This is a genomic window from Rossellomorea vietnamensis NBRC 101237 (assembly GCF_001591825.1).
Classification (GTDB): domain Bacteria; phylum Bacillota; class Bacilli; order Bacillales; family Bacillaceae_B; genus Rossellomorea; species Rossellomorea vietnamensis.
Genome location: NZ_BCVQ01000020.1, coordinates 43228 through 65037, shown reverse-complemented (window position 1 = coordinate 65037; position 21810 = coordinate 43228). Strand labels below are relative to the sequence as shown.

General features: G+C 45.6%; 23 protein-coding genes. 10 read left to right on the top strand and 13 right to left on the bottom strand.

Annotation, left to right across the window (positions count from 1 at the left end; translation table 11 throughout):
• Nucleotides 1-32: 32 nt before the first annotated feature.
• Both BVI01S_RS12205 and queF read right to left on the bottom strand, forming a co-directional pair.
• Nucleotides 33-881, bottom strand: a complete 849-nt coding sequence (locus BVI01S_RS12205; RefSeq protein WP_034761197.1) for a YitT family protein — start codon at nt 879-881, stop codon at nt 33-35.
• A 252-nt stretch (nt 882-1133) separates the two neighbouring features.
• Nucleotides 1134-1631, bottom strand: a complete 498-nt coding sequence (gene queF / locus BVI01S_RS12200) for a preQ(1) synthase (RefSeq protein WP_034761195.1) — start codon at nt 1629-1631, stop codon at nt 1134-1136.
• A 347-nt stretch (nt 1632-1978) separates the two neighbouring features.
• Here queF and BVI01S_RS12195 point away from each other — a divergent pair, with 347 nt between their 5' ends.
• The 3 genes from BVI01S_RS12195 (at nt 1979) to BVI01S_RS12185 (ending at nt 3818) form a co-directional block, all read left to right on the top strand.
• A complete protein-coding gene (locus BVI01S_RS12195; protein ID WP_061810326.1) occupies nt 1979-2629 on the top strand; it encodes a cobalamin B12-binding domain-containing protein in 651 nt (216 codons plus the stop codon).
• A gap of 110 nt (nt 2630-2739) precedes the next feature.
• Nucleotides 2740-3237: a hypothetical protein gene (locus tag BVI01S_RS12190; RefSeq protein ID WP_061810325.1), complete on the top strand. Its 498-nt coding sequence runs from the start codon at nt 2740-2742 to the stop codon at nt 3235-3237.
• A 23-nt stretch (nt 3238-3260) separates the two neighbouring features.
• On the top strand, nt 3261-3818 hold the full coding sequence (locus BVI01S_RS12185; RefSeq protein ID WP_061810324.1) for a beta-class carbonic anhydrase: 558 nt from the start codon (nt 3261-3263) through the stop codon (nt 3816-3818).
• Between the two features lie 294 nt (nt 3819-4112).
• Here BVI01S_RS12185 and BVI01S_RS12180 read toward each other — a convergent pair whose 3' ends face one another.
• Nucleotides 4113-4835: a 5-formyltetrahydrofolate cyclo-ligase gene (locus BVI01S_RS12180; RefSeq protein ID WP_061810323.1), complete on the bottom strand. Its 723-nt coding sequence runs from the start codon at nt 4833-4835 to the stop codon at nt 4113-4115.
• 603 nt (nt 4836-5438) lie between these two features.
• On the opposite strand from BVI01S_RS12180, the gene BVI01S_RS12175 reads away from it, so the two are divergent.
• Complete coding sequence (locus BVI01S_RS12175) at nt 5439-5882, top strand: GNAT family N-acetyltransferase (RefSeq protein ID WP_061810322.1); 444 nt, start codon at nt 5439-5441, stop codon at nt 5880-5882.
• 49 nt (nt 5883-5931) lie between these two features.
• Here BVI01S_RS12175 and BVI01S_RS22950 read toward each other — a convergent pair whose 3' ends face one another.
• Nucleotides 5932-6246: a hypothetical protein gene (locus BVI01S_RS22950; protein WP_061810321.1), complete on the bottom strand. Its 315-nt coding sequence runs from the start codon at nt 6244-6246 to the stop codon at nt 5932-5934.
• A gap of 170 nt (nt 6247-6416) precedes the next feature.
• Here BVI01S_RS22950 and BVI01S_RS12165 point away from each other — a divergent pair, with 170 nt between their 5' ends.
• Entirely contained in the window at nt 6417-6920 is a 504-nt protein-coding gene (locus BVI01S_RS12165) for a peroxiredoxin family protein (RefSeq protein WP_034761180.1), read from the top strand.
• Between the two features lie 40 nt (nt 6921-6960).
• On the opposite strand, the gene BVI01S_RS12160 is transcribed toward BVI01S_RS12165, so the two are convergent.
• Nucleotides 6961-7872, bottom strand: a complete 912-nt coding sequence (locus tag BVI01S_RS12160) for a phosphotransferase (RefSeq protein ID WP_061810320.1) — start codon at nt 7870-7872, stop codon at nt 6961-6963.
• Nucleotides 7873-7981: 109 nt separating this feature from the next.
• Here BVI01S_RS12160 and curA point away from each other — a divergent pair, with 109 nt between their 5' ends.
• Both curA and aldA read left to right on the top strand, forming a co-directional pair.
• Complete coding sequence (gene curA, locus BVI01S_RS12155) at nt 7982-9004, top strand: NADPH-dependent curcumin/dihydrocurcumin reductase (protein ID WP_061810319.1); 1023 nt, start codon at nt 7982-7984, stop codon at nt 9002-9004.
• A gap of 176 nt (nt 9005-9180) precedes the next feature.
• Entirely contained in the window at nt 9181-10629 is a 1449-nt protein-coding gene (gene aldA / locus BVI01S_RS12150; RefSeq protein ID WP_061810318.1) for an aldehyde dehydrogenase, read from the top strand.
• Between the two features lie 223 nt (nt 10630-10852).
• Here the strand turns inward: aldA and BVI01S_RS12145 are convergent, their stop codons facing one another.
• The gene (locus tag BVI01S_RS12145; protein ID WP_034761169.1) at nt 10853-11086 is read right to left on the bottom strand and encodes a hypothetical protein; all 234 of its coding nucleotides are present in this window, start codon (nt 11084-11086) and stop codon (nt 10853-10855) included.
• Nucleotides 11087-11304: 218 nt separating this feature from the next.
• Here BVI01S_RS12145 and BVI01S_RS12140 point away from each other — a divergent pair, with 218 nt between their 5' ends.
• Entirely contained in the window at nt 11305-12105 is an 801-nt protein-coding gene (locus tag BVI01S_RS12140) for a VLRF1 family aeRF1-type release factor (RefSeq protein ID WP_034761166.1), read from the top strand.
• A gap of 114 nt (nt 12106-12219) precedes the next feature.
• Nucleotides 12220-12507, top strand: coding sequence for a hypothetical protein (locus BVI01S_RS12135; protein WP_034761163.1), 288 nt, complete (start codon nt 12220-12222; stop codon nt 12505-12507).
• A gap of 49 nt (nt 12508-12556) precedes the next feature.
• Here the strand turns inward: BVI01S_RS12135 and BVI01S_RS12130 are convergent, their stop codons facing one another.
• On the bottom strand, nt 12557-14515 hold the full coding sequence (locus BVI01S_RS12130; protein ID WP_061810317.1) for a phospholipase D-like domain-containing protein: 1959 nt from the start codon (nt 14513-14515) through the stop codon (nt 12557-12559).
• A 281-nt stretch (nt 14516-14796) separates the two neighbouring features.
• A complete protein-coding gene (locus BVI01S_RS12125; protein ID WP_061810316.1) occupies nt 14797-15600 on the bottom strand; it encodes an RDD family protein in 804 nt (267 codons plus the stop codon).
• Nucleotides 15601-15704: 104 nt separating this feature from the next.
• Between BVI01S_RS12125 and BVI01S_RS12120 the strand changes: the two genes are divergently transcribed.
• Nucleotides 15705-16661, top strand: coding sequence for a stage II sporulation protein M (locus tag BVI01S_RS12120; RefSeq protein WP_061810315.1), 957 nt, complete (start codon nt 15705-15707; stop codon nt 16659-16661).
• Here the strand turns inward: BVI01S_RS12120 and BVI01S_RS12115 are convergent.
• The 5 genes from BVI01S_RS12115 to BVI01S_RS12095 all read right to left on the bottom strand — a co-directional run bounded on the left by BVI01S_RS12115 (nt 16653) and on the right by BVI01S_RS12095 (nt 21671).
• Nucleotides 16653-18011 carry a DUF58 domain-containing protein gene (locus BVI01S_RS12115; RefSeq protein ID WP_244886932.1) on the bottom strand — a complete coding sequence of 453 codons (1359 nt, stop codon included), beginning with the start codon at nt 18009-18011 and terminating at the stop codon, nt 16653-16655. The two genes, BVI01S_RS12120 and BVI01S_RS12115, sit on opposite strands and share 9 nt — an antisense overlap.
• Entirely contained in the window at nt 17962-18891 is a 930-nt protein-coding gene (locus BVI01S_RS12110) for an AAA family ATPase (protein ID WP_061810314.1), read from the bottom strand. The genes BVI01S_RS12115 and BVI01S_RS12110 overlap by 50 nt, the downstream gene beginning before the upstream one ends.
• The gene (locus BVI01S_RS12105) at nt 18888-20015 is read right to left on the bottom strand and encodes a DUF4350 domain-containing protein (RefSeq protein ID WP_061810313.1); all 1128 of its coding nucleotides are present in this window, start codon (nt 20013-20015) and stop codon (nt 18888-18890) included. Before BVI01S_RS12105 ends, BVI01S_RS12110 begins: the two co-directional genes overlap by 4 nt.
• Before the next feature lie 36 nt (nt 20016-20051).
• Nucleotides 20052-20681: a DUF4129 domain-containing protein gene (locus tag BVI01S_RS12100; protein WP_061810312.1), complete on the bottom strand. Its 630-nt coding sequence runs from the start codon at nt 20679-20681 to the stop codon at nt 20052-20054.
• Between the two features lie 63 nt (nt 20682-20744).
• Nucleotides 20745-21671, bottom strand: coding sequence for a hypothetical protein (locus tag BVI01S_RS12095; RefSeq protein WP_061810311.1), 927 nt, complete (start codon nt 21669-21671; stop codon nt 20745-20747).
• Nucleotides 21672-21810: the final 139 nt, after the last annotated feature.

The window sequence follows — 21810 nt, the reverse complement described above, 5'->3', positions numbered from 1 at the left end:
ACCCCACCCTATATGCAGGTGGAGTTTCGTTTCTATGCTAATCGTTTAAAGTTTTGTCCAAGGATTTCATTCATCGTGTGAACCGTGATGAATGCACGTTTATCGATTTGGGTGATGAAGCCTTTCAGCCTGGAGAAGTCCTTGCGTCCAAGGATGGTCGTGATGACTTCCTTTTCATCGGACGTGAACGCTCCTGTTGCCGTATGGATCGTCGCCCCTTTTCCAAGCTCGTGGACGATGTACGACTTGATTTCATCACTGTAACGGCTGATGATGACAATTTCCTTATTTGAATTGAACTGCTGCAGTGCATAATCGATGACCAGTCCGTTCAAGATGACCCCGAAGAATGCGTACATTCCGACTTGAGGTCCGAATAGGACAGCTGAGGACAGGGCGATGGATAAATCCGCCAATAATACCCCTCTGCCTACATCTATATTGAAATATTTATTAAAGATCAGGGCCACGATATCCGTTCCACCCGTTGATGCCTGTTGGTTGAACACAATCGCCATTCCGGTTGCGGCAATGCATTGACCGATGATCAATTGAATCAAGATATCATCACTGAGCGGCGCGCTCATCGGAGCAACTGTCTCGAGTAACCAGACATAGAACGAAAGGGCGAAACTCGCGTAAATCGTTTTCGCTCCGAAATTAAACCCAAGAAATATCACACCGACGATAAACAGAATCACATTGATGATAATCATGAACAGTCCAAGGGACATTCCCGGGAACAGATCGTTCATGATGATCGACAATCCACTGACTCCCCCTGTCGCTAAATTATTAGGCGATAAGAAAAAATGGACATTCACCGAAACAAGAAATGCCCCCAGATTCATCATTAAGAAGGAAAATATTCTTTGTCGCATCACCGCAACCTCCTTTTTCTTTAAAATTTATTGGTTTTCCGTAAATAGTTGAACAACGGGATTATAAAGCCCATCAAGACCCTTTGTAAAGGGAATCCGGTTAAAAAAAAAAGGTTTAACAATTGTGAAAATTGGAAGGGTTTGCAGATGTGATGAGGGCAAGGGTCAGGTTTAGCGATTCATTTTCAGGGTAATGGAGGAATTTTAGCTTCTATAAAAAAAACGATTCCACTCAGGAATCGTTTTTACACTTTATCGATTATCAATTTTCTCCGGATACAAATCATGGTTCATCAGGCGATGGTCTGCCATCGTCTCATATTTCGTCCCAGGCTTTCCGTAGTTGCAGTATGGATCGATGCTGATCCCTCCACGCGGGGTGAATTTCCCCCATACTTCAATATAACGGGGATCCATCAATTCGATGAGATCGTTCATGATGATGTTCATGCAGTCTTCATGGAAATCACCGTGATTACGGAAGCTGAACAGATAGAGCTTGAGAGATTTACTTTCCACCATCTTTTCACCTGGGATGTAGCTGATATAGATGGTAGCAAAATCCGGCTGACCTGTCTTCGGGCAAAGACTGGTGAATTCAGGACAGTTGAACTTCACAAAATAATCCCTGTTCGGATGCTTATTATCGAATGCTTCCAATATGTGTGGAGCATACTCGAACAAGTAATTCGTCCCTTGATTCCCTAATAATGATAAATCTGTTAAATCTTCGTCTTTTCTTCCTGACATGTAAAAAATCCTCCCCTTCAGAGTGCCTCGAATGAAGGAGGACATAGCATTAGCCTAAGAATCGACATAACAGGCGGGTTAATTGAAAAAATTGTTATATCCTGTTATGCTTAAAGGATAACATGTTTAAGAAAACCCCATGTTAGATTCATAGAACCATAGTTTTTTATAGAGGGTTAATGCTATGAACCTCTCTCAGGTACGTGAGCGATAATTAGTGTTACAGAGGTTATATTAAATAAGAATTTTGGGAAAGTCAATCCAATTATAGATTGAAATTCGCAGCAGGAATTTCGATTCTATCTATGGAATATAGTAATTGGTATTTTTGCTGGGAGTGATGATATATGAATCAGCTGGTCAAGGCTTTCACCAAGTCTATTCTCGCAGGAGACGTGCATGCACTACTGGAACTGCATTCGTCTTCCATTGATTCAAAAATAGATAACTTTACTTTTTACGAAAAAATCATTAAACCATCTATGTATAGAATTGGTGAACTTTGGGAGAAAAATCAAATTACCGTTGCAGATGAACATTTAGCAACTGCAACACTTAAATATTTACTTGCAACTATTTTTACCCATCAAGAGGCTTTAGAAAACCAACCTAAAGCTCTTTTATTTTGTATTGAGGGTGAACATCACAGTTTGGGACTTGAGCTTGCGAACGAAGTATTCAAAGAAAAGCAATGGAATACCCGTTACTTGGGAGCCAACGTCCCCGTCAAAGATGCGTTAACCTTCATTAGCGCCTGGAAACCCCATGCCATTGGAATATCCATTGGTATGACCACGGAACTGACCCGATTAAAAGAGTGCATCGAAGAAATCAGAGCGCATCATCAGGAGATTGACATTCTCGTCGGTGGCAGACTCGTCTCCCACTACTCTCTTGATTTCTTGGAAAAATCAAAAGTGACAAGCTTTTATGACTTATTGGAACTCAATGAGTATCTCGACGATATGTCCAACGGGCTTGTTTCCTTGAAGGGCTAACTCCTTAATCACATGCAGCCGACAATAACAGGTTCCGGTATTCGTACCATTCGTCTTGATTTGCGAGACGCACGAGTGACATATGGAACCTTTCTCTAAGGAGTGATCATGTGGAAAATTTACACTTATGCCCTATCCCGTATCTTTTACTCGATAGGCAGTTTAACTTAATAGATGCTTCAAATACCGGCTATGATTTTTTGATGCCCGGCGAAAACTTCATGTCTATCGTGGAAGAAGAAAGTTCACCAAAGTTCGCCCGGATCATTCATAAACATCCAAAAGGCGAAATGGAACTGAATGTAAAGAAAACCAACACTTTTGAGCTATTCGATATCTACTTTCAGTTTTCGGATGTTCAGCAGTATTACCATGTCGTCCTGATTGCCAAGGATCAACAATACAAAAAGGTTTCCGAGCAAATGAACGGCCTGTTCGATTTGATGGGTAATCCCGCTTATTCGAGGAAAGAACCGAACCTCACAGAAGCACTGGCGAAAATTTCTTCTCTATTTTTAAAGCTTTCCAATACATCTGATTGGAATCGGCAAGAAGTTATGGATAAAATAAAAGAGATCGAACATCACATTCAACAAAATGTGAAATAATTTTATTTTATAGGAGAGACGATATGACTTTATTAACGAACATACTTGAGTACAACCAACAATTTGTAGAAGAGCAATCGTATGAAGAGTACCGGACCACCAAGTTCCCGGACAAACGCTTAGTGATTCTTACCTGTATGGACACTCGTTTAGTAGAGCTGCTCCCTAAATCCATGAACATGAAAAACGGAGATGTAAAAGTCGTCAAAAATGCAGGCGCCATCGTCAGCCACCCATTCGGAAGCATCATGCGCAGCCTGCTTGTGGCAGTTTACGAACTCCAAGCGGATGAAGTGATTGTCATCGGTCATCACGACTGCGGCATGAGCGCCATCAACAGCGACAGTATCCTTGATAAAATGAAGGAACGCGGCATTACGGAAGAAACACTCGATACCGTCAACTACTCCGGAATCGACCTCCACGACTGGCTGAAAGGCTTCAATTCCGTACAGGAAAGCGTCGCCCACAGCGTCGACATGATCAAAAACCATCCATTGATGGACAAAAAGATCCCTGTTCACGGACTTGTCATCAGTCCTGAAACCGGGAAACTGGATCTTGTAGTCGAAGGGTACTAAGAAAAGCGGAAGGGGCTTGGTCAGAGGCGACAAGCATAAGATGAATGGGCCGAGAAGGCGGCTCTTGGCCTTCTTGGACCATTTAGCTTATGACCTCGAGCCTCTAGCCGCCGGAGCTGGACAATAAGAAAAGCGGAAAGTGCTTGATCAGTTCCTACAAGCATAACTTCTTTAAAAAACCATGAAGGCGAAATTCGCCTTCATGGTTTTTTTATATCCCTTGGAGGGACGGACCTCGAAAATCGGCAGCTATCAGTCGATTAACGCTGTCATAGCAAGATTTCCAACATCAAATCAGAGGTCCGTCCCTCTTCTAAATCCCTTCAATTCTTTGAGGATCGGCATGTTTTCCATTTCGTCTTCGGTTACGTGTTCCCACTCGATGCCATCTGGTTTTGGATAGGGGGTGTTGGTTTCTGTAATTCCTTCTTCTGTGATGATCCAGTCGACTGCAAGGTCATAGGAGTCTCTTGGAATATCATCCCCTACCAGCTGTTCACTGTTTATCGTCGTGATGACCGGTACCGGTTTGTTTCCGATTTCCCGCAGGATGGCATATTCCCGGTCGGCGTACCCCGCCCCTTTTCCAAGCCTTCTTCCATCTGGGTGGATGGCAACGGAACCAACCACGATGAGATCAATACCTGGAATATTCGTCAAAGGAACCACTTTTCCATATGTATTCATATGCTTGATACTCGCTGCTTTCCTCTCCTCTCCCGCTGGAACAGAATCAGGCTTGATCATGACAAATCCATCCTTCAATCTTGGTGTCGGAATAAGCAGCGTTTTACCATCCTTGAGAATCGCTGTCCGGAGCGGCAGCTGTGGGGCATCGGGATTCACTTTCACCACACTCGCCGTCTTATAGATATCCATACTCTGCACAAATGAGGCAGCTTTCTCCGCCCCTTTGAAATTCGGGATCCTTCCCACTAATGGAAAAGGAAACCGGCCCAACTTCTTTTCTGTCAGCGTATTCCATACTTTATGCCTGATTTCATCTTTCACACCCATACTTTTTCCTCCCCTTTTTTCAAAAAAAACCTGGAAATAGGTACTATTTTACTATACAATGAGACCTGTTCAAAATTACATAAATGGAGGTGAATAACATGTCAATTTACGCAAATGGCCGAAATCATCCACAGCCACGACGGTGAAGATGTCCCTGCATCTTACGGAAAAATTAACTCAGAATTAAAACCATACAACATCATTATACATAGTGCCGCTATTATTCTTATTATCTTAATGTCTATCAAACCGTTTTAATCTGAGTCTCCGGCCTGCTTTTAGTGCAGGCTGGTTTTTTTATGTAAAGTTGCCGAATCTACATTTACCATTATTTGTATTTTGACGCATATACACTCATAAATGACGCAATTCTTTGGAAAATGACGCAATAAATTCTAAAATGACGCAATTATCCGAAAAACGACGCAATAACTATAAAAAGTCCCATATATCCCTACTTTCTTTCACCTGACCGGATGCCCCAATCCAGTCTTTTTTTCGTTCCAAACTTCTCTAATCAACACTCCTGACCACTACACACTAAACCTCACCGTCATGTTCTTCCCCACCGTTCATAAAATAGTGTATGGAAGGAGGAATTGGATGAAGGTATTTCGTGCTCGCCTTTCAGACCTGGAAGGCCTTGTGGAACTTTTTAATGCTTATCGCATGTTTTATCATCAGAAGTCGGATCCCGTTGGAGCGAGGCAGTATCTTGAAAAACGTCTATCACATGATGAATCAGTGATCTTTGTCGCCATTCACGATGATGAATATGCAGGGTTCACCCAGTTGTACCCTTCTTTCTCCTCGGTTTATATGGAACGGATCTGGAAGCTGAATGACCTTTACGTTTCCAAAAAGGTTCGCAGACTGGGTGCCGGCCAGCTGTTACTGGATGCTGCGAAGGAACATGCGGTGCAAACCAGTGCAAAGTCGCTTATTCTGGAAACTGACCGGGACAATGTACAGGCTCAGGCATTGTATGAGAGGAATGGTTATGTAATGGAAGAAACGGTTTACCATTATACCCTGAAACTAAAATAATTTCTTCAAACCAAAAGAAGGTCCAGTGAGGGACGGACCTTCTTTCACATTAGACCCAAGACCCCCTGCACCGGCCCCTCCCACATCGATTACCCTGGCACTTCACCTTCGTCTGAAGCTGCATGTATTGATAGAAGAGGAAAGCATGTCGCCCTTTTCGTGTATGCGGATCGATTTCGCCCTCCAATTTCTTAATGAACATCCGATCACACTCACATGTCGGGCCATATCGGTCATAACAAAGGTCATGGGCTTTGCAGGCGGCGTCCACCGAATTGACGGGTGCCCCCGGTCCACTGCATCCCGGCCCGCACCATTTGTATTCAGGGAAAATACATAGTTTAGGTCTGTTGTTATTTCTCATCGTTTTCTTCCTCTCCATTCATGATCTGCACATTTGTACGTTTTATTTTTCACCAAAAGGGAAATACATCTTATGAAATAAAATTACATTACTATACTGTATGTGATGGCAAGAGTTCGGGTTTGTCCTAACGCCTATTTGACAAGTAAGAAAACACTTAGGAGGAATGAATAATGGCTTTTCAATTAAAAGATAAGGTACCAAATTTCACGCTCCCCGCCGTTTCTGGTGAAACATTCTCGTTTGAGGATCATCAGAAGGAACATCAAAGCTGGCATCTCATTGTGTTCTTCCGCGGATCATGGTGTCCGGTATGTCAGGAAGAGTTAAGGGAGCTTCAAGCGAACAAGGAATACTTCGAGAAACATAATGTGCACTTATTGACGATTTCGAGTGATAAGATGGCCGATTTACAGGAGTTCGCCAATAAAGAAGACCTGACCTTCCCTGTATTAGCCGACGAAAAATTAGAGGCGATCAAAGCCTATGATGTCTTCTATCATGGCGAGGATGCCCCTTATGAAGATCACGGCCAACATGGAGAACCGGCTTATTTCCTAGTGAACGAAAAGGGACAAGCCATGTACCAACAAAGACAAACGAGTCCTTTCGGCCGTCCCCATGCAAATGAACTTCGTAAAATCGTGAAATATATTCAAAAGAATGTAAAGTAAGAATCAAAGCCGGGTTGACTGTGTAGTCAACCCGGCTTTTTCATGTCAGGGCAAGCTCCAGGCTGTTCCGGGCTTCCCTCACTGTATGAGGCTGCCTTTCATGGTAGCCGTAAAGAAGTAACACCACGTTCGTATAAACCGCTTTGAATCGGGCATAGTCCAATTCTTCCTCCCCGACCTCCCCATATTCTTTTAAAAATAGGGTCCTTCCTTTAGGAGTAAGAAAGCTGTAGATCAGGTTTAAATCAATGGCACGGTGACCAAGATGGACATCTCCCCAATCAAGGACCCCTGACAGGATGCCCTCTTTGTCCACCACAATGTTTTTAAAGTGAAGGTCGCCATGTACCAGTGTGGTTTCTTCAGACAAAGCCTTACTTGGCAGGTTATGGAGATACGTCTCTAATTTATCCACTTGATGGAATAGATTGAGATCCTTGATTTCATCTTTGTTTTTTTCCAATACGGGTTGCCGCTTTTCAACATCCAACCGAGACAGCTCGTCATATGGAACCCCTCGTTTTTCTGCTGTCTCCACACTCATTCCGTGAAGCTTTTTAAGGAACCGCGCCAATGCAATGGCAGACTCTCCCTCTCTCACGACAGAGGCTGCCCGGGACGGGATGGACCCATCCACAAAGCGATAACCGAGAAATGGCCACTTGTATTGAGACGAAGGCTTGCCGTAATAAGCCGGAACCGGTATATGAAGGACCGAGCCGCTATCTTCAAGTAGTGGCAATAGCTTTCCTTCCGTTTCCAAAAGCCTTACAGCGATCTCCCTTCTTGGGAACCGGAAAACCCAATCATTGTTTACGTTCATGACCGTATTGTCAAAACCATAATCCATTATGTTGACGTCAGCAGGGATCAAATCCGGAAATTGGGACTCGATCAACCTTTTGGCCTGACAAGTGGTGACAGCTACTTCTGCATCCCATACTTGCGCCACATTACCACACCTTTCTCAAGTGTTATTCTTTGTAGAACCAGAACTTCTTGTGATAAGTTTCAAGTAATCGGAAAAAATGATTAGAGTCAAATACCAAGGAGGAATGGTTATGTTACCTGAAAAACAGCAGCAAATTCAATTAGTCTCCCGTCCTGAAGGCATGCCTGTAAAAGAAGATTTCCTTTATAAAGAAATCGATGTGCCCCAGCCTTCTAATGGGGAAGTGCTTGTCAAGACGATTTACCTTTCCGTGGACCCTTATATGCGCGGGAGAATGTCTGATGCCAAGTCATATGTTGAACCTTTCCAGCTAAACGAGGCATTGGCCGGTGGAGTGGTAGGAGAGATCGTGGAATCAAAATCTGAACACTTCCAAAAAGGGGACTTCGTAGTCGGCATGCTTCCTTGGCAGGAGTATTCCGTTGCGAAAGAGAAAGAGGTCCGCACCATCGATCCGGATGTCGCCCCGATTTCCACATACTTAAGTATCCTTGGAATGACAGGACTTACTGCGTATTTCGGACTCATGGACATCGGTCAGCCGAAAGAAGGAGAAACCGTCGTCGTGTCCGGTGCTGCAGGTGCGGTCGGTTCAGTGGTCGGGCAAATTGCGAAGATCCAAGGTGCCCGAGTCGTCGGGATTGCAGGATCTGATGAAAAAGTCAACTACCTGACGGATACTCTTGGATTTGACGAAGGAATCAACTATAAAACAACAGATAACATCTATAAAACGTTAAAAGAAGCATGTCCGGATGGCATCGACGTGTACTTTGAAAATGTCGGTGGTGAAATCGGTGACGCTGCCCTTAGTTTACTAAATAAACATGCACGTATACCAGTGTGTGGGGCTATTTCTTCTTATAACAAAACAGATCGTGACCTTGGACCACGTGTTCAATCCAGACTGATCAAATCAAGCGCACTCATGAAAGGCTTTGTCGTCAATGACTACAACGACCGCTTCAAAGAAGGCGCAACAAAGCTTGGGGAATGGCTTTCCCAAGGGAAACTCCAATACGAAGAAACCATCACAGAAGGCCTCGACAACGTAACCGACGCCTTCCTCGGACTCTTCCAAGGAAAAAACATCGGCAAACAGCTCGTTAAAATCGCCGAACCATCAAAATAAGCCCTTTTGAGGGACGGACCTCCATATTCACACGCTAAACCCTGATACAACAACGTTCAGTTACGTGTGAAGGGTGTCCGTCCCTCTTCTTTTGCACATCCCTATGTTTACTCCTCCCCATTGGACGGGAAAAGAAAGAGATATGTGAGAAATCAGTTCTTGAAGGAGGAAATATAGTGGAGAAGTACCAGATGTATGTGAATGGTGAGTTTGTGGATAGTATGTCGAAAGAGACGTGGGATGTGATTAATCCGGCGAATGAGGAGACGATTTCTTCTATTCCGCTTGGTACGGAAGACGATGTCAACCACGCCGTGGATGTTGCCCATACGGCTTTCCTTTCGTGGAGCAAGGTTCCTTCTAAGGAACGGGCTTCATATTTATATAAAATTGCTGATAAGCTGGAGGAACGCCGGGATCAATTCGTACAGATGCTGACAGATGAAAACGGGAAGACCCTTGCAGCTTCCGAAGGAGAAGTCGACCTTGCCATCGAGTATTTCCGCTACATGGCGGGCTGGGCGCTCCGCTACGAAGGAGAGATCCTCGAGAGTGAGCGTTCGAACGAGAACATACTCGTGTATAAGAAACCGATCGGAGTTGTGTCAGGGATCGTACCTTGGAACTTCCCGATGTTCATCCTTGCCAGGAAAGTGGCACCTGCACTCGTGACAGGGTGTACAATCGTTCTGAAGCCAAGCCAGTATACTCCGAACACTGCCTGTGAATTTGCTAAAATCATAGATGAAGTGAAACTGCCTAAAGGAGTATTCAATCTGGTGACCGGAAAAGGCTCTGATATCGGAAATCCAATGTCCAGTCATCCTAAAGTACGCATGGTTTCCATGACGGGAAGCTACCCTGCAGGCTCCAAAGTGATGGAGGCAGCATCCAAGTCCATCACGAAAGTGAACCTGGAGCTGGGAGGTAAAGCCCCGGCCATCGTCACCAAGCATGCCAATATCGACCTTGCCGTCGAAAAAATCAAAACGTCCAGGATCACGAACTCAGGCCAGGCGTGTACGAACGCGGAACGCGTCTATGTGCATGAGGATGTGGCAGAAGAATTCATCCAAAAGATGACCGATGCTATGAAAAATACAACGGTGGGGGATCCGACAAATCGTGATAATGATATCGGGCCCCTCGTCAATAAAGACCGCCTCGAGACCGTAACGGAAATGGTCAACACCGCCGTCGAAAACGGAGCCAGAGTCCTTACGGGTGGGAAGCCGGTTAACGTGGAAAAAGGCTTCTACTATGAACCTACCATCCTTGTCGATGTGAAGCAGGAGATGGACATCATCCAGGAAGAAATCTTTGGACCGGTATTGCCAATCATGACGTACAAGGATTTTGATGAAGTGATCGAGCTTGCCAACGATACGGAGTATGGTCTTTCGTCTTCGATTTTCAGCGAGAACCTGCATGAGATCATGAGAGCCGCTAACGAGCTTCGATACGGGGAAACCTTCGTAAACCGTGAAAACTTCGAAGCCATCAATGGATTCCATGCCGGCCGTGGGCAATCTGGAATCGGTGGAGCTGACGGGAAACACGGACTGAATGAATACCTTGAAACACATGTTGTTTATCTTGAGTACGATGAAAACTACAAGGGTTAACAGAACGAAAAACCTGGCCTCGGGTCAGGTTTTTTTATTATGATACTTTTCCCCAACAAAAAAAGCCCTGCAATTCAGGACTTTTTAATAAACGGTATATGAAACACTTAAGAGATGATAAAGAAATTCGCCAACGCAATTAATAATAGAATGATTGCAACACCGGAACTCATCCATAGAATATCATTAAAATCCGTTTTCAAATCAGCCATTTTATCTTTATTTAGCAACGTACTTCACTCCCTTGAAGATTTTCAATGAAACCGATGACTTTAAAGAGGGACAGATCCAGTTTAGGATTGGTCGATGTAGAACAATTCGAACACTCTATCTGATTTACATTCATCGTCGAACGGAACTCATTCGAACAACGCGTACACTCCAGTATATGTAAATCCTTTGTCTTTCCTTTCCGATCAAATTGAATGCGCTCTCTGCCCTGGTTAATATAGCTCATGTTTTTTCTCTCCCGTCGATTGTTATTTAGTACATATTTACCCGGTGTAAAGAACATAAAACATGATTTATCTGATTTCTTGGAGAAAAAATGGACAGAGAAACATTGCAGCTTTTCACCCGTTACCCCAAATGAAATTCCCTTTTTTTACAAAATAATGTTTAAACACCTCCTCCACCGTTTATATGAAAAGTAACGATTCGATAAGGAGGAGTTCCATGTCTTTAAAGAAGACCATCAGTGTGTTGGAAAACTTATACTTACAGAAGCCGGACAAGTTATTGACAATCTACTTAAATACCGACCGCAGCGATCCAGATCAGCAGGGTGGGGAGTGGAAGATCGCCCTCAAGAATGGGTTCAATCGACTTGAAGAATATCTCGAAAGCGCACCGGAAGAAAAAGAAAGGCTCCAAACCATCCGCCCGAAAGTGGAGAACTACGTTCATAGCCTTGAACGCGAGCTGCCAAGGAGTTTCATCATTTTCGCTTCTGCGGATAGCGGGATCTGGGAAACGTTTGAACTTCAGGTGCCTGTGGAAACGAATTTCTACTGGGAAGAGAATCCTCATCTTGACCAATTGAAGGCTCTCCATAAAGAACATCCTTATACGGGGCTCGTGCTTCTTCAACAAAACCAAATCAAAATCCTCACTTCTGCGTTCGGAGAAATTCAGTCCAGCGAGTTCATGGAATTCGATCTGGAAACCGATGACTGGCGTAAGCACGAAGGACCGCATCATGCCGATGTCAGCATGGGAAGCGGCGGTGGAAAAGCCAATCAGCAGGAGGAGTACGAAAACCGCTTGAAAGCCAATCAACAACGTTGGTGGAAAAGTCTCGGCAGCATCCTCGACAAAAAAGCAGCCGATGAAAAATGGGAACGAATCATCCTCGTCGGAGATAAAGAGGAAGCCGCTGTATTGGAAGAAAGCATGAATAAAGAAGTCCATGAAACCATCGGAAAAAACTTATTGAATGAGAATGAACATAAAGTCGTTGAGAAAATATTGGCATAACATTAGTGTCCACCGTCCTTTATCCGGACGGTGGATTTTTGTTGGATAATCTTCTACTCAAACAGGCACATACCACACTCCCCCTCATACACTGAGATAAGGAGGTGTGTGTCCGTGCTTTCACGAATAAAATGGCTGTCCTTTTCAATAGAATTATTTCTCGCCGTCCCCATCTTTGGTAATATCGCCGGAGAATCGATTCCTTTTCTCCTCTGTCTAATAGCTCTGTGGCATGCGAGCGTATTGTACATTTCCAGGTCGGAAGATCAGCCGATCCTTGGCAGTCTCCTTGGAATTCTTGCTTCCTTCATGAACTTCTTCCCGATTATCCGATTGATTGCCCATGCACTCACTGCAATTGTCCTTATCTTTGAAATTCAGAAGGCCCCCGGGATGGAATGACCAAGTAAAAAGGATGATTCTCGAAATGAGAACCATCCTTTTTTCATATTTATTGAAGCATTCCGCCTGCATTCGCGAATCTTGCATTGAACTCCTGCAGGAATTGATTCGTGATGCTGTCGTCATGGATGATGAGCATATTTTCATCATTCACATTATTACCGTTTTCGCTCCAGTTGGTCGACCCCACGATGACCGTTGGATCGCTGTTCGTGTCCGCGTCGATGAGCATCGTTTTGGCATGAAGCTTCCGACTTTCATTGGCTGCGTAGACAGGTGCAGGATTCGCCCACCGTGTATTCGGGTTATTCGTACTCGTTTGGGTGGCCGTTCTCCCCGTCATTTCGATGCTCGCCGACCACCATTGGTTCCAGAAGCTTGGATCGAATACGCCTTTTACATCAAAGCCAGTCCGTGTCCCCTGATTATCCACATAGCTTCCTTCCCATTTGTTCTTCAATTCGTCCACCAATGCCTGATCGCTCCAGGCGAAAATGGTGAAGTACGCATTTTCGTCCGCTTCCGTTTTCACAAGATCCCTCATGCGTCCAACAGCGTCATCCCCCGAAGAAAAATAAATTTCAACTTTATCGCCACCGATGGTCAGGGTATGAGGCGTATTATCGATTTTGCGGGTACTGAAATTGGAAACCGTATTATCCGGGGTCGTCGTCCCGCTTCCCCACATTTCTTCAAATTCTATTTTATAGATAGAGGCAAGCTCAGGTGAGTGGACCTCTACGACATGCTGCTGATTTCCGTCAAGGATTCCTTGCTCCATGTTTTCTTCTGTTCCATAAAGTCCCGTAACGGTAAAGTTCCAGCTGCCGGTAAAGACCCATTGCCCATCGATCACAGCAAATTTATTATGCATCTGATTACCGGGAGAATAGTAGCTGTCCGTGTCTTTCAGTTCTCCTTCGACAAACATATAGCCTGTAGTCGCCGTACTTCCGACTGTCACATTACGCTTTGGAAAGTCATTGAAGCTTGCTGGTAAACCATATGCCCCACGCTTCGTTGCATCTTCTACGACAAACATGGGAGAATCCGATAAAATATGGGCATCGTCCCCAGTCCCGACTACTCCATCCTTTCCTCGGACAAGCTTTTCCAAGTTTAGACGCATCGTCTCATAACGTTCTGCATAGTGAGGATCACTTCCGTCCTTCGCGTCTGCCAGAATTCGTACGTCCACTCCTTGAGCGGCTTTTTCCATTAACGCATCCACCACCCGCGGCAGATTGATTTCATATGTGGCGAAATCGATTGACGTTGTCGCTGCATTCAATCGCTTTAATAATCGATCTTCGAGATTGACATTGTAGTTTGCTTCATTACCCGGCATGGCGTATTGAGTAGAGGCGCTTTTATTGAAATAGACATTGATGGCCCCCAGCTCCTCGCTCACATTCGTAAGGGATTCACTCCCATCACCCGCCGGAGCTTCGGCATTAGCCGCTTTAGGTGTCCCGAATCCACCTTCGTATGAAGTGGTTGCCGTACTCCAATTCGTTGAGACGGTCCCACTGACAGACGGATCGATCCTCGACATCGTCGCTTTCGTCGTATTGTCCCCGGCATACCAACCGTTCACTTCATCGATGATGGTACCCGATGCATCTTTTAAATACAGGGTTTCATTGGAATTCCCAAGGCTTCCTGTATATACTTGATCAGCTGTAACAGTTGAGATCGTGCTGTCGCTCGTTCTTTCCAGCAAAAAATAATCCTGTGCCGCAACCGTCCCGCTTAAGGCAATGCTTGGTGAACCATCCGCGGCTTCAAGTGTCCAACCATCAAGGACAAGATCCGTTGAAGTGGGATTGTGAAGTTCCAACCATTCATTATTGTAAGAACCTGTCGTTCCCATCCATGCCACTTCATTGATGACGGCTGTCTGAGTGGCCGCTTCCACGCTCTTATTTCCAACCTGTGGTTGAATGAATCCCCCCGTCAGTAAAAACAGGATACTGATGATCGATAATGATACCTTTTTTGTCTTCATGCCCTTCCCCTTTCAGAATGCAAAGATATTAAAATGATTACAGTTCAAGTATATTTTGTCGCATTTTGTAATGTAAGGGGAGAATGGACACGATTTTTCTAACCATTTTGTAAATTTTGTAGATTCTGTGTAAATCGTCATCACTATATTCCTACTAGTTTTACTTTATTTACTAATAGATTTGGTCTATTTGGAAACAAACGTTTACGTTAAAGGAAGAACCCCATTCAGGTATAAAGACCCAATAAAAAACGGCAAAGTCCTCTTCAGACTCTGCCGTTTTACCATTCGATTTCCCATTCTTCCCTCAATGCCAAATAGAGAAGGAGAAGCGTGTTTTCAAGTTCTTCATACGTCTTGCCCTCCATATCCATTCCCAGTTTCGGAAACAGGATATCGGCCAATTTTTTGCTTAAATGATTTCGCTCTGAAAGGGGCAGCTGCAGGAAGCGATTGGCGTACGTCCTGACCAGGTTCCATTCTTTCGTACCGAGCTGCTTCAGTGTCCATTCTTCGACTGACAGGTCTTCCTGCCTGAGCCCTCGCTGCCGGATTTCTTTTTCGATGGCTTTCTCTTTTCTCTTCCCTTTGACCCGCCGTTCATGCACGACGATGGTTCCTGCGACGATGTCACCCAGCCGTTTATGCTTGGAGTGAAGGAAGATCATGATCATTCCGAGAAAATAGGAGACCGGGAGCATGTCGATGATTCTCATCAGATTACGGATGAAGCAGGATAAGAGTGTGACACTGTGTCCATTCTCCTGTATCACGCGGATGCCCAACATCCGTTTTCCCACTGTTTTCCCTCCCCAGAAGTACTCCAGTGCAAAGAAATATCCCCAGTTAATGACAAAGATGGTGATCAAGAAGAACCCCAGGAGAACTGAGTTGAAATCGAACATATTTAGTTTCAGGTTATCGTCTGCGAGAACGAAAAACAGGAGCACCACAATCAAAATGTTCACAATGGTCAAGATGATTTGATCGATCATAAGGGCCGCGGCACGGCTTCCAAGCCCCGCAGGCTGAAATTTCAGGGATACATATTCGGGCGTCCGGATATCGACCTGTTCTTCATGCATATCCATCCCCTCCTTTTGGTTGAATTTACCTTTAATAGTTTCTATTTTTTTCTAAACTTACTATAATAAGAGATAAGAAATCCAATGAACGAGTAGGTGTCACAATGAAAGTGAAGCAATTTGTCAAACAGCACCGGGATGATTGGAAGTCTCTTGAGGATCTCCTCGGAACGTTGCGAAAAAGAAAGAATATGACGGGGACGTCCATCGATCAGTTCAATCGCCTCTATCAAAAGGCTGCCCAGAATTTATCGTACAGCCAGACCTATTTCCCCGAAGAAGAAGTGACGGATTATTTAAACGGACTCGTGTCAAAATCTCACAATCTTTTTTATAAAGATCAGATCACGAGCGGAAAGCAAATCCGGCATTTTTTCTCCACCACGTTTATCGGTCTCCTTCTCGACCAATGGAAATTCGTTGTCCTGGCAATGGTCTTGTTTACGATCGGTGCACTGGGTGCCTTTCTTTCCATCGTGAATGATCCCCTGCATCTTTATTCCATCCTCCCCCCTGAAATGTCTCAGGGAGTGGATCCCGGTAATCTGGGAAAAAGTGACGGGGAAGTGAATTCTTCCATCATGTCGGCTGCCATCATGACCAATAATATCAAAGTGGCCTTCCTTGCTTTTGCAGGAGGTGTCACTTTCGGCTTATTGACGATGTATATGCTTGTTTACAACGGCATCATTGTCGGTGCCCTTGCCGCCGTCTTCTGGCATCAGGGAATGAGCTACGAATTCTGGGCATATATCGTCCCCCACGGCATGATTGAGCTTACGGCCATTTTCATAGCCGGTGGTGCGGGATTGTTGATGGGTTATAAGCTTTTCGTCCCAGGACGCTTCACGCGGGGATATCAACTGAAGGAGCAGGCGAAGCGATCCGTCCAGCTCCTCCTCGGTACGATCCCGCTATTTGTCATCGCCGGGATCATCGAAGGCTTCATCACACCGGCCGCGATTTCACTTCCTGCGAAGTACATGGTCGCTCTGTTGACGGTTGCCGGACTGATTCTCTATGTGGCCATCGGTAAGCTCCGACTCAGCAGGCTACACTAATCCGCGGTTCATCAGATCTATATAGTACGAAACGGCCGTCGTTGCCAGTTTCTCTTCACGGGCCTCCACCATCAGGAGGCCCTGTTTTTCCCACTTGGATTTCTCCCTCTTTTTAACGAGCATCTGTTTCTGGGCCATACTCTTCATCATCACCTGGATCTCGTCAACCGGCTCCGATTTGATCCTTTTCACCAACATGTCATCTTCGATCCCGATCATTAAAAAGAGATGCTGCCTGCGCAGTCGCTGCAGATAATAGAGAGCATTATCTTCATGGAGGAATGTGTGGATATCACTGAATAATAACAGCAGACTCCGTTTCTTCTGGACCGTCTGGACGTAATGGAGGACGGCGGCATAATTGGATTCCGCCGCGTCCACCTCGAGATTATAAATGCGGTGGAGGATGGTCTGAAGATGCGCCATCCCTTTGGCAGGCGGGATGTAGACCTTCACATTCTTACTGAAAGCGAGGACCGAAACATAGTCCCCGTTCTGAAGGGCAGCCGCCGTGACGGTCATGGCGGCTTCAAGGGACCTCTCCAGACGGTTCCCTTTCTTCAGCTCCGCCCCCATCATCCGTCCGCAATCAATGAGAATCGTGATATACTTTCCATGCTCAGGTTCATATTCATTCGTCATCACTTCTCTGAGCTTTGCCGTTTGACGCCAGTTGATCTTTCTTGGATCATCCCCGACGACGTAATTCCTGATTTTCGAAAACTCCCCTGCCCCACTCTGCATCTTCCGGATTTTCACCCCTTCATACAGTAAAAACCGCTGGGCATCTTCGAGTACCTTTCTCGTTTCAGTGAGATCGGGGATGACTTTCACCTTCTCCACCGTTTCAACGGTTTTTTGTTTCTCCCATAGTCCCAGTGAGCTCCGGTAGCGGAAATAGAGCCGGGTTAACTCATAGTCCCCGCGTACAGGGGTCACCACATGGTAAGAGGGCTTAGCAGTTGAATGTCCGGATAGCTTCCCTTCAAGCGGGAATGCGGTTTGAAAGCTTTGCGGTGTCCCGTCCAAGAGACGATACGTCATATCCCGATCCGATGTGTTATGGATCGTTAACTCGACCGTATAATCCAGTCCCCTTTCCATTTGATCAGGGATGCTCCTCTTCACTTCAATATTTTTCTTTGAAGGAGAGAACGTTAAATCGATGAGACTCAAAACGAGAAACAAAGCATTCAATACAAAGATCCATGTCCATGACAGCCCAACCAGCGTGCCTGCAAAAAGGATACCTGAAAAGCATGCGTACACGACGAGCAGACGCCCAGTCGGCAGGATCCCCTTATCTTGGAACAGTAATCGACCCAATAAGCTCCTGGATGACTTGGTCAATGGTCAGTCCCTCCAATTCTACGTGCGGGGATAGCTGGATGCGATGTCTGAGGGCCGGTCTTGCCACCATTTTTATATCATCAGGGGTGACATAGTCCCGCCCTGACAGATAGGCCCATGACCTGCCTGCCTTCCCGATGGAAATGGCCGCCCTTGTACTTGCACCGAAGCGGATCGTCTCCGTTTCCCGGGTTTTCCTGACGATTTGCATGATATAATCCAATACCGCGTCGCTCAGGGTGACCTCCTCGATTTCTTTCCTGATGGATAAGAAGGTTTCAATGTCGAGGACAGCGCCCACTTCACTCCGGTCCACGTGATTCTCGATCACCTGTTTTAAAACCGATTTCTCTTCTTCAAATGAAGGGAAATCAATATCGAGCTTGAACAGAAATCGGTCCTGCTGAGCTTCGGGAAGCGGGTAGGTACCTTCGAATTCAATCGGATTCTGGGTTGCCACGACAAAGAATACCTCTTCAAGGGGGTACGTCGATCCTTGGATCGTTACCTGTTTTTCTTCCATGGCTTCAAGGAGTGCCGCCTGGGTCTTCGCCGGTGTCCGGTTGATTTCATCGGCTAATAGGACGTTGGTGAAAATCGGTCCCTTAATCGTTTGGAAACGGTTGTCCTTCATGTTATAAATCGTACTTCCCGTTATGTCACTCGGCAGCAGGTCCGGGGTGAATTGAATCCGGTTAAAGCTTCCTCCAAGCAAACGGGACAATGTTTTGACCATTTGAGTCTTCCCGGTGCCCGGGACCCCTTCGATCAATACATGTCCTCCTGCGAGAATCGAAGACAGCAAGAGTTTAAGATTCGTCCCCTGTCCTACGATGCGCTCTTCAAATATCTCCATTAAGGATGTGATTTCTGGTTTCAACGATCCTCCACCTCTTTCCTGAATAATTCTAATCTTTTCGACCACATGATGTATTCCTGTTTACTGATTCTATCTTTATTCTGCACACCCTTTATCCCCATTAAAAAGGAGGCGATTTCCTTTTCGGAGACGGTTTGCAGTCTCCGTGCCAGTGGTTCTTTCAAGTCCTCCCACTCTTTACTCGTCGGGATCCCCCACCGTTCCTGGAACAGGAGTCTTACATAATCAGACTGGATCAGAAGGGAAGCCTTGTACTGTTTCCCTTTCAAGTACCACGCTGATAGGGCCTTGATTCGTTCATCGCTGAACCGGACCGTTTCCTCCCGGGGGGTGAGGATGCCCCCGAACCGTTTCCCCTGCATCCATAGCCCGAGTAAGGTGAAGATGGCCGATTGAAGAAGCAGGAGCAATAACCATTGCGGGTATAGAGTCGCAAGAGTTGCCCCGCTTTCTCCGCCGTGGAGGAATTCATCAAAGAGGATGGTCCCCTCTTGTGCACCAGCCTCTTTTAACAAAAGAAGGATCAGAGAAAGATGATCCTTCTCAAGGATACTGCCGTTTGTCATCCAGGCAGGTGTGGTGGAAACAATGAGTGACCCCTGACCCACGTCCGTTTTGTAGGCGATCGTTCCATCCACATCATCCAGGAGGACCTGATCTCCCGTCTCTTCCTCAAGGCGGACGCCTGATAAAGCATCCGTTTCATATGTATTTCCTTTCCCGTCACGTACAAGGGGAAGAATGGGGCTGTCTATCATTTCCGTCTTGATATCGAACATCCCTTTTGGATTATCCTTCAGAAGGAGGATGGTATTTCCCCGCCTCATGAAATCCTCGTATTCTTCCATTTCTTCCTGATCCGGGACTGTAAAGGGCTCCGCCATGATCAGAAGCTGTCCGGTTTCTTTTTTTGACAACCGGTCAGGTGAAAGGGACCATCTGGAAATGGCATCCCCTTCGTTTTCCAAATAGGTGTAAAGGGCCTTTATCCCTGTTGGCGAGGGGGATTCTGATACGTAGGCCGGATACTCCTTCAGCTTTTCCGGAGAAAGAAAGACCCCGATCACGATGAATACACCAAGAAGACCCACCAGGGGGATCCACCTTTTTATAGTTAACTTCAATGCCCGATCCTACCTCCTTTCCCTTACACTGTCCATCTATGAATCTCCATTTTCCAACCAGCTGCGGGCTTCCTGTTTATAGTGAAGATACTCCTCTTTTTCCACTTCACGTTCACCATACGCAACCTCGTCAAATAAGAGGGCAAGCCGGTAGAATCGATCCGCCCATCTTTGATTCACTTTACGAAGCTCCTCGTAATACTCCCAGTTCGTCTTCCACACGCGCGCCTCCAGATACTCCCTTTCGTGAAAGTACAGAAGCAATGCAAGGAACATATGACGGGTGGCTTTCGAATAATCACCCAGGTCCTCATGCTTACGGGCTTCCTCAAGATGCCTTGTATAAGACCATTCCATCTCATTCATGGATTGAAGGGGCTTGTTCGAACGGAACTTGCGCCTTCTCACCCCGTTTCGCACCGCATTGAATGCGATGAGGAGAAGGATGCCCACAACGATGACAATGAGTGTGATCAGGATCCCCGATGCCGCCCCGCCTGTCGGCTCAAGAGAAGGGTCAATATTTCCGAGCAGATCCCTGATCCATTCCTTTGCCTTTTCCCACAAGCCCGACAGCAGGCCCTGATGATCCTGAAGGTAGGCTTTGTATTCTTCCCCTTCAAGGATTTCTTCGAGTTGATCCCTTGCTCTGTTTTCATTCAACACTTTTTTCACCTAGCTTTCAGATCAAAAGCCCGGGTCCCCGGGACAGACTGTTTACTTCCTTGGTTAAATCGTCGTATAGTCATCGATCATTTCATTTAAATCATCCGCGTCATGCCTTGTTTTCAAGTCAAAGAACATCACTCCGAAACCAACAGCGAACAGCATGGTCGTAAATAATGTCACCACATTGAGGATCATCCCGTATAAAACACTATTCCCCAATACCAGGCCGAACGTCAATTCAAATGCGGTATTGACGATCCCGATGATCAGACCGAACACAATATACAATCCAATGATGGTGAATGTGCGCTTTTTCGTCAGTCTCCAGCTTCTTCCAAGTCCGGGTGCGTCATGCTCAATGGCCGCCGCTCCCAGATAGAAGCTCCATCGTGTCAAGAGATAAGCGACTACAGCCGCAATGAGGAGGAATAAGACGATGATCGTAATGATTACCCCGACACCTGTATCAAATAAGGCAGCACTGAATACCCCAGCGATCCCGATTGTGAAAATAGGGACAAAGATGAATCCAAACACGATCAATCCGAATAGGATACTGCTTCCGATGATCGGCCAAAAACGGGAGAATCCTTCTTTGATGACCAGCTTGACCGAGTAATCTTCATTTTTCCTCATATGATTCATGGTGAACAATATCGCCGCCTGGGCGATCGGTGACAGAATCATCGTGATAAGACCAATCAGTGCCGCGCCGAGTTCTGCTCCCACATTCACAGCCGGCCCTTCCTCAGGTGAAAACTCTCCTGAAAAGCTGTTGACAATTCCTTCGAACCAGGTTTCCCCCGATCCTGTTGTTCTAAAGAAACTGACTCCCGACGCAAGATCAATGAGAGCCTGCAACAAATAGACAGGTCCCAATAATACAAGGACAATCAGGAAAAAATCTTTGAAATGGTTCTTACTAAGTCGAAATGTATGATCCAGTATTTCACCGAATCGCTTTGGTTTACTGAATTGTGCGTTCATATTCTGATCCTCCGCTATTTTTCAAATTTTTACAATATATCGCTTATTTTAACATTATTCCTCCTTCAGTTGATGAAATATTTGTCATTTTCCTGTACTAATTTACTATCAGCATCCTATGCCTATTCAGATGGTCCCA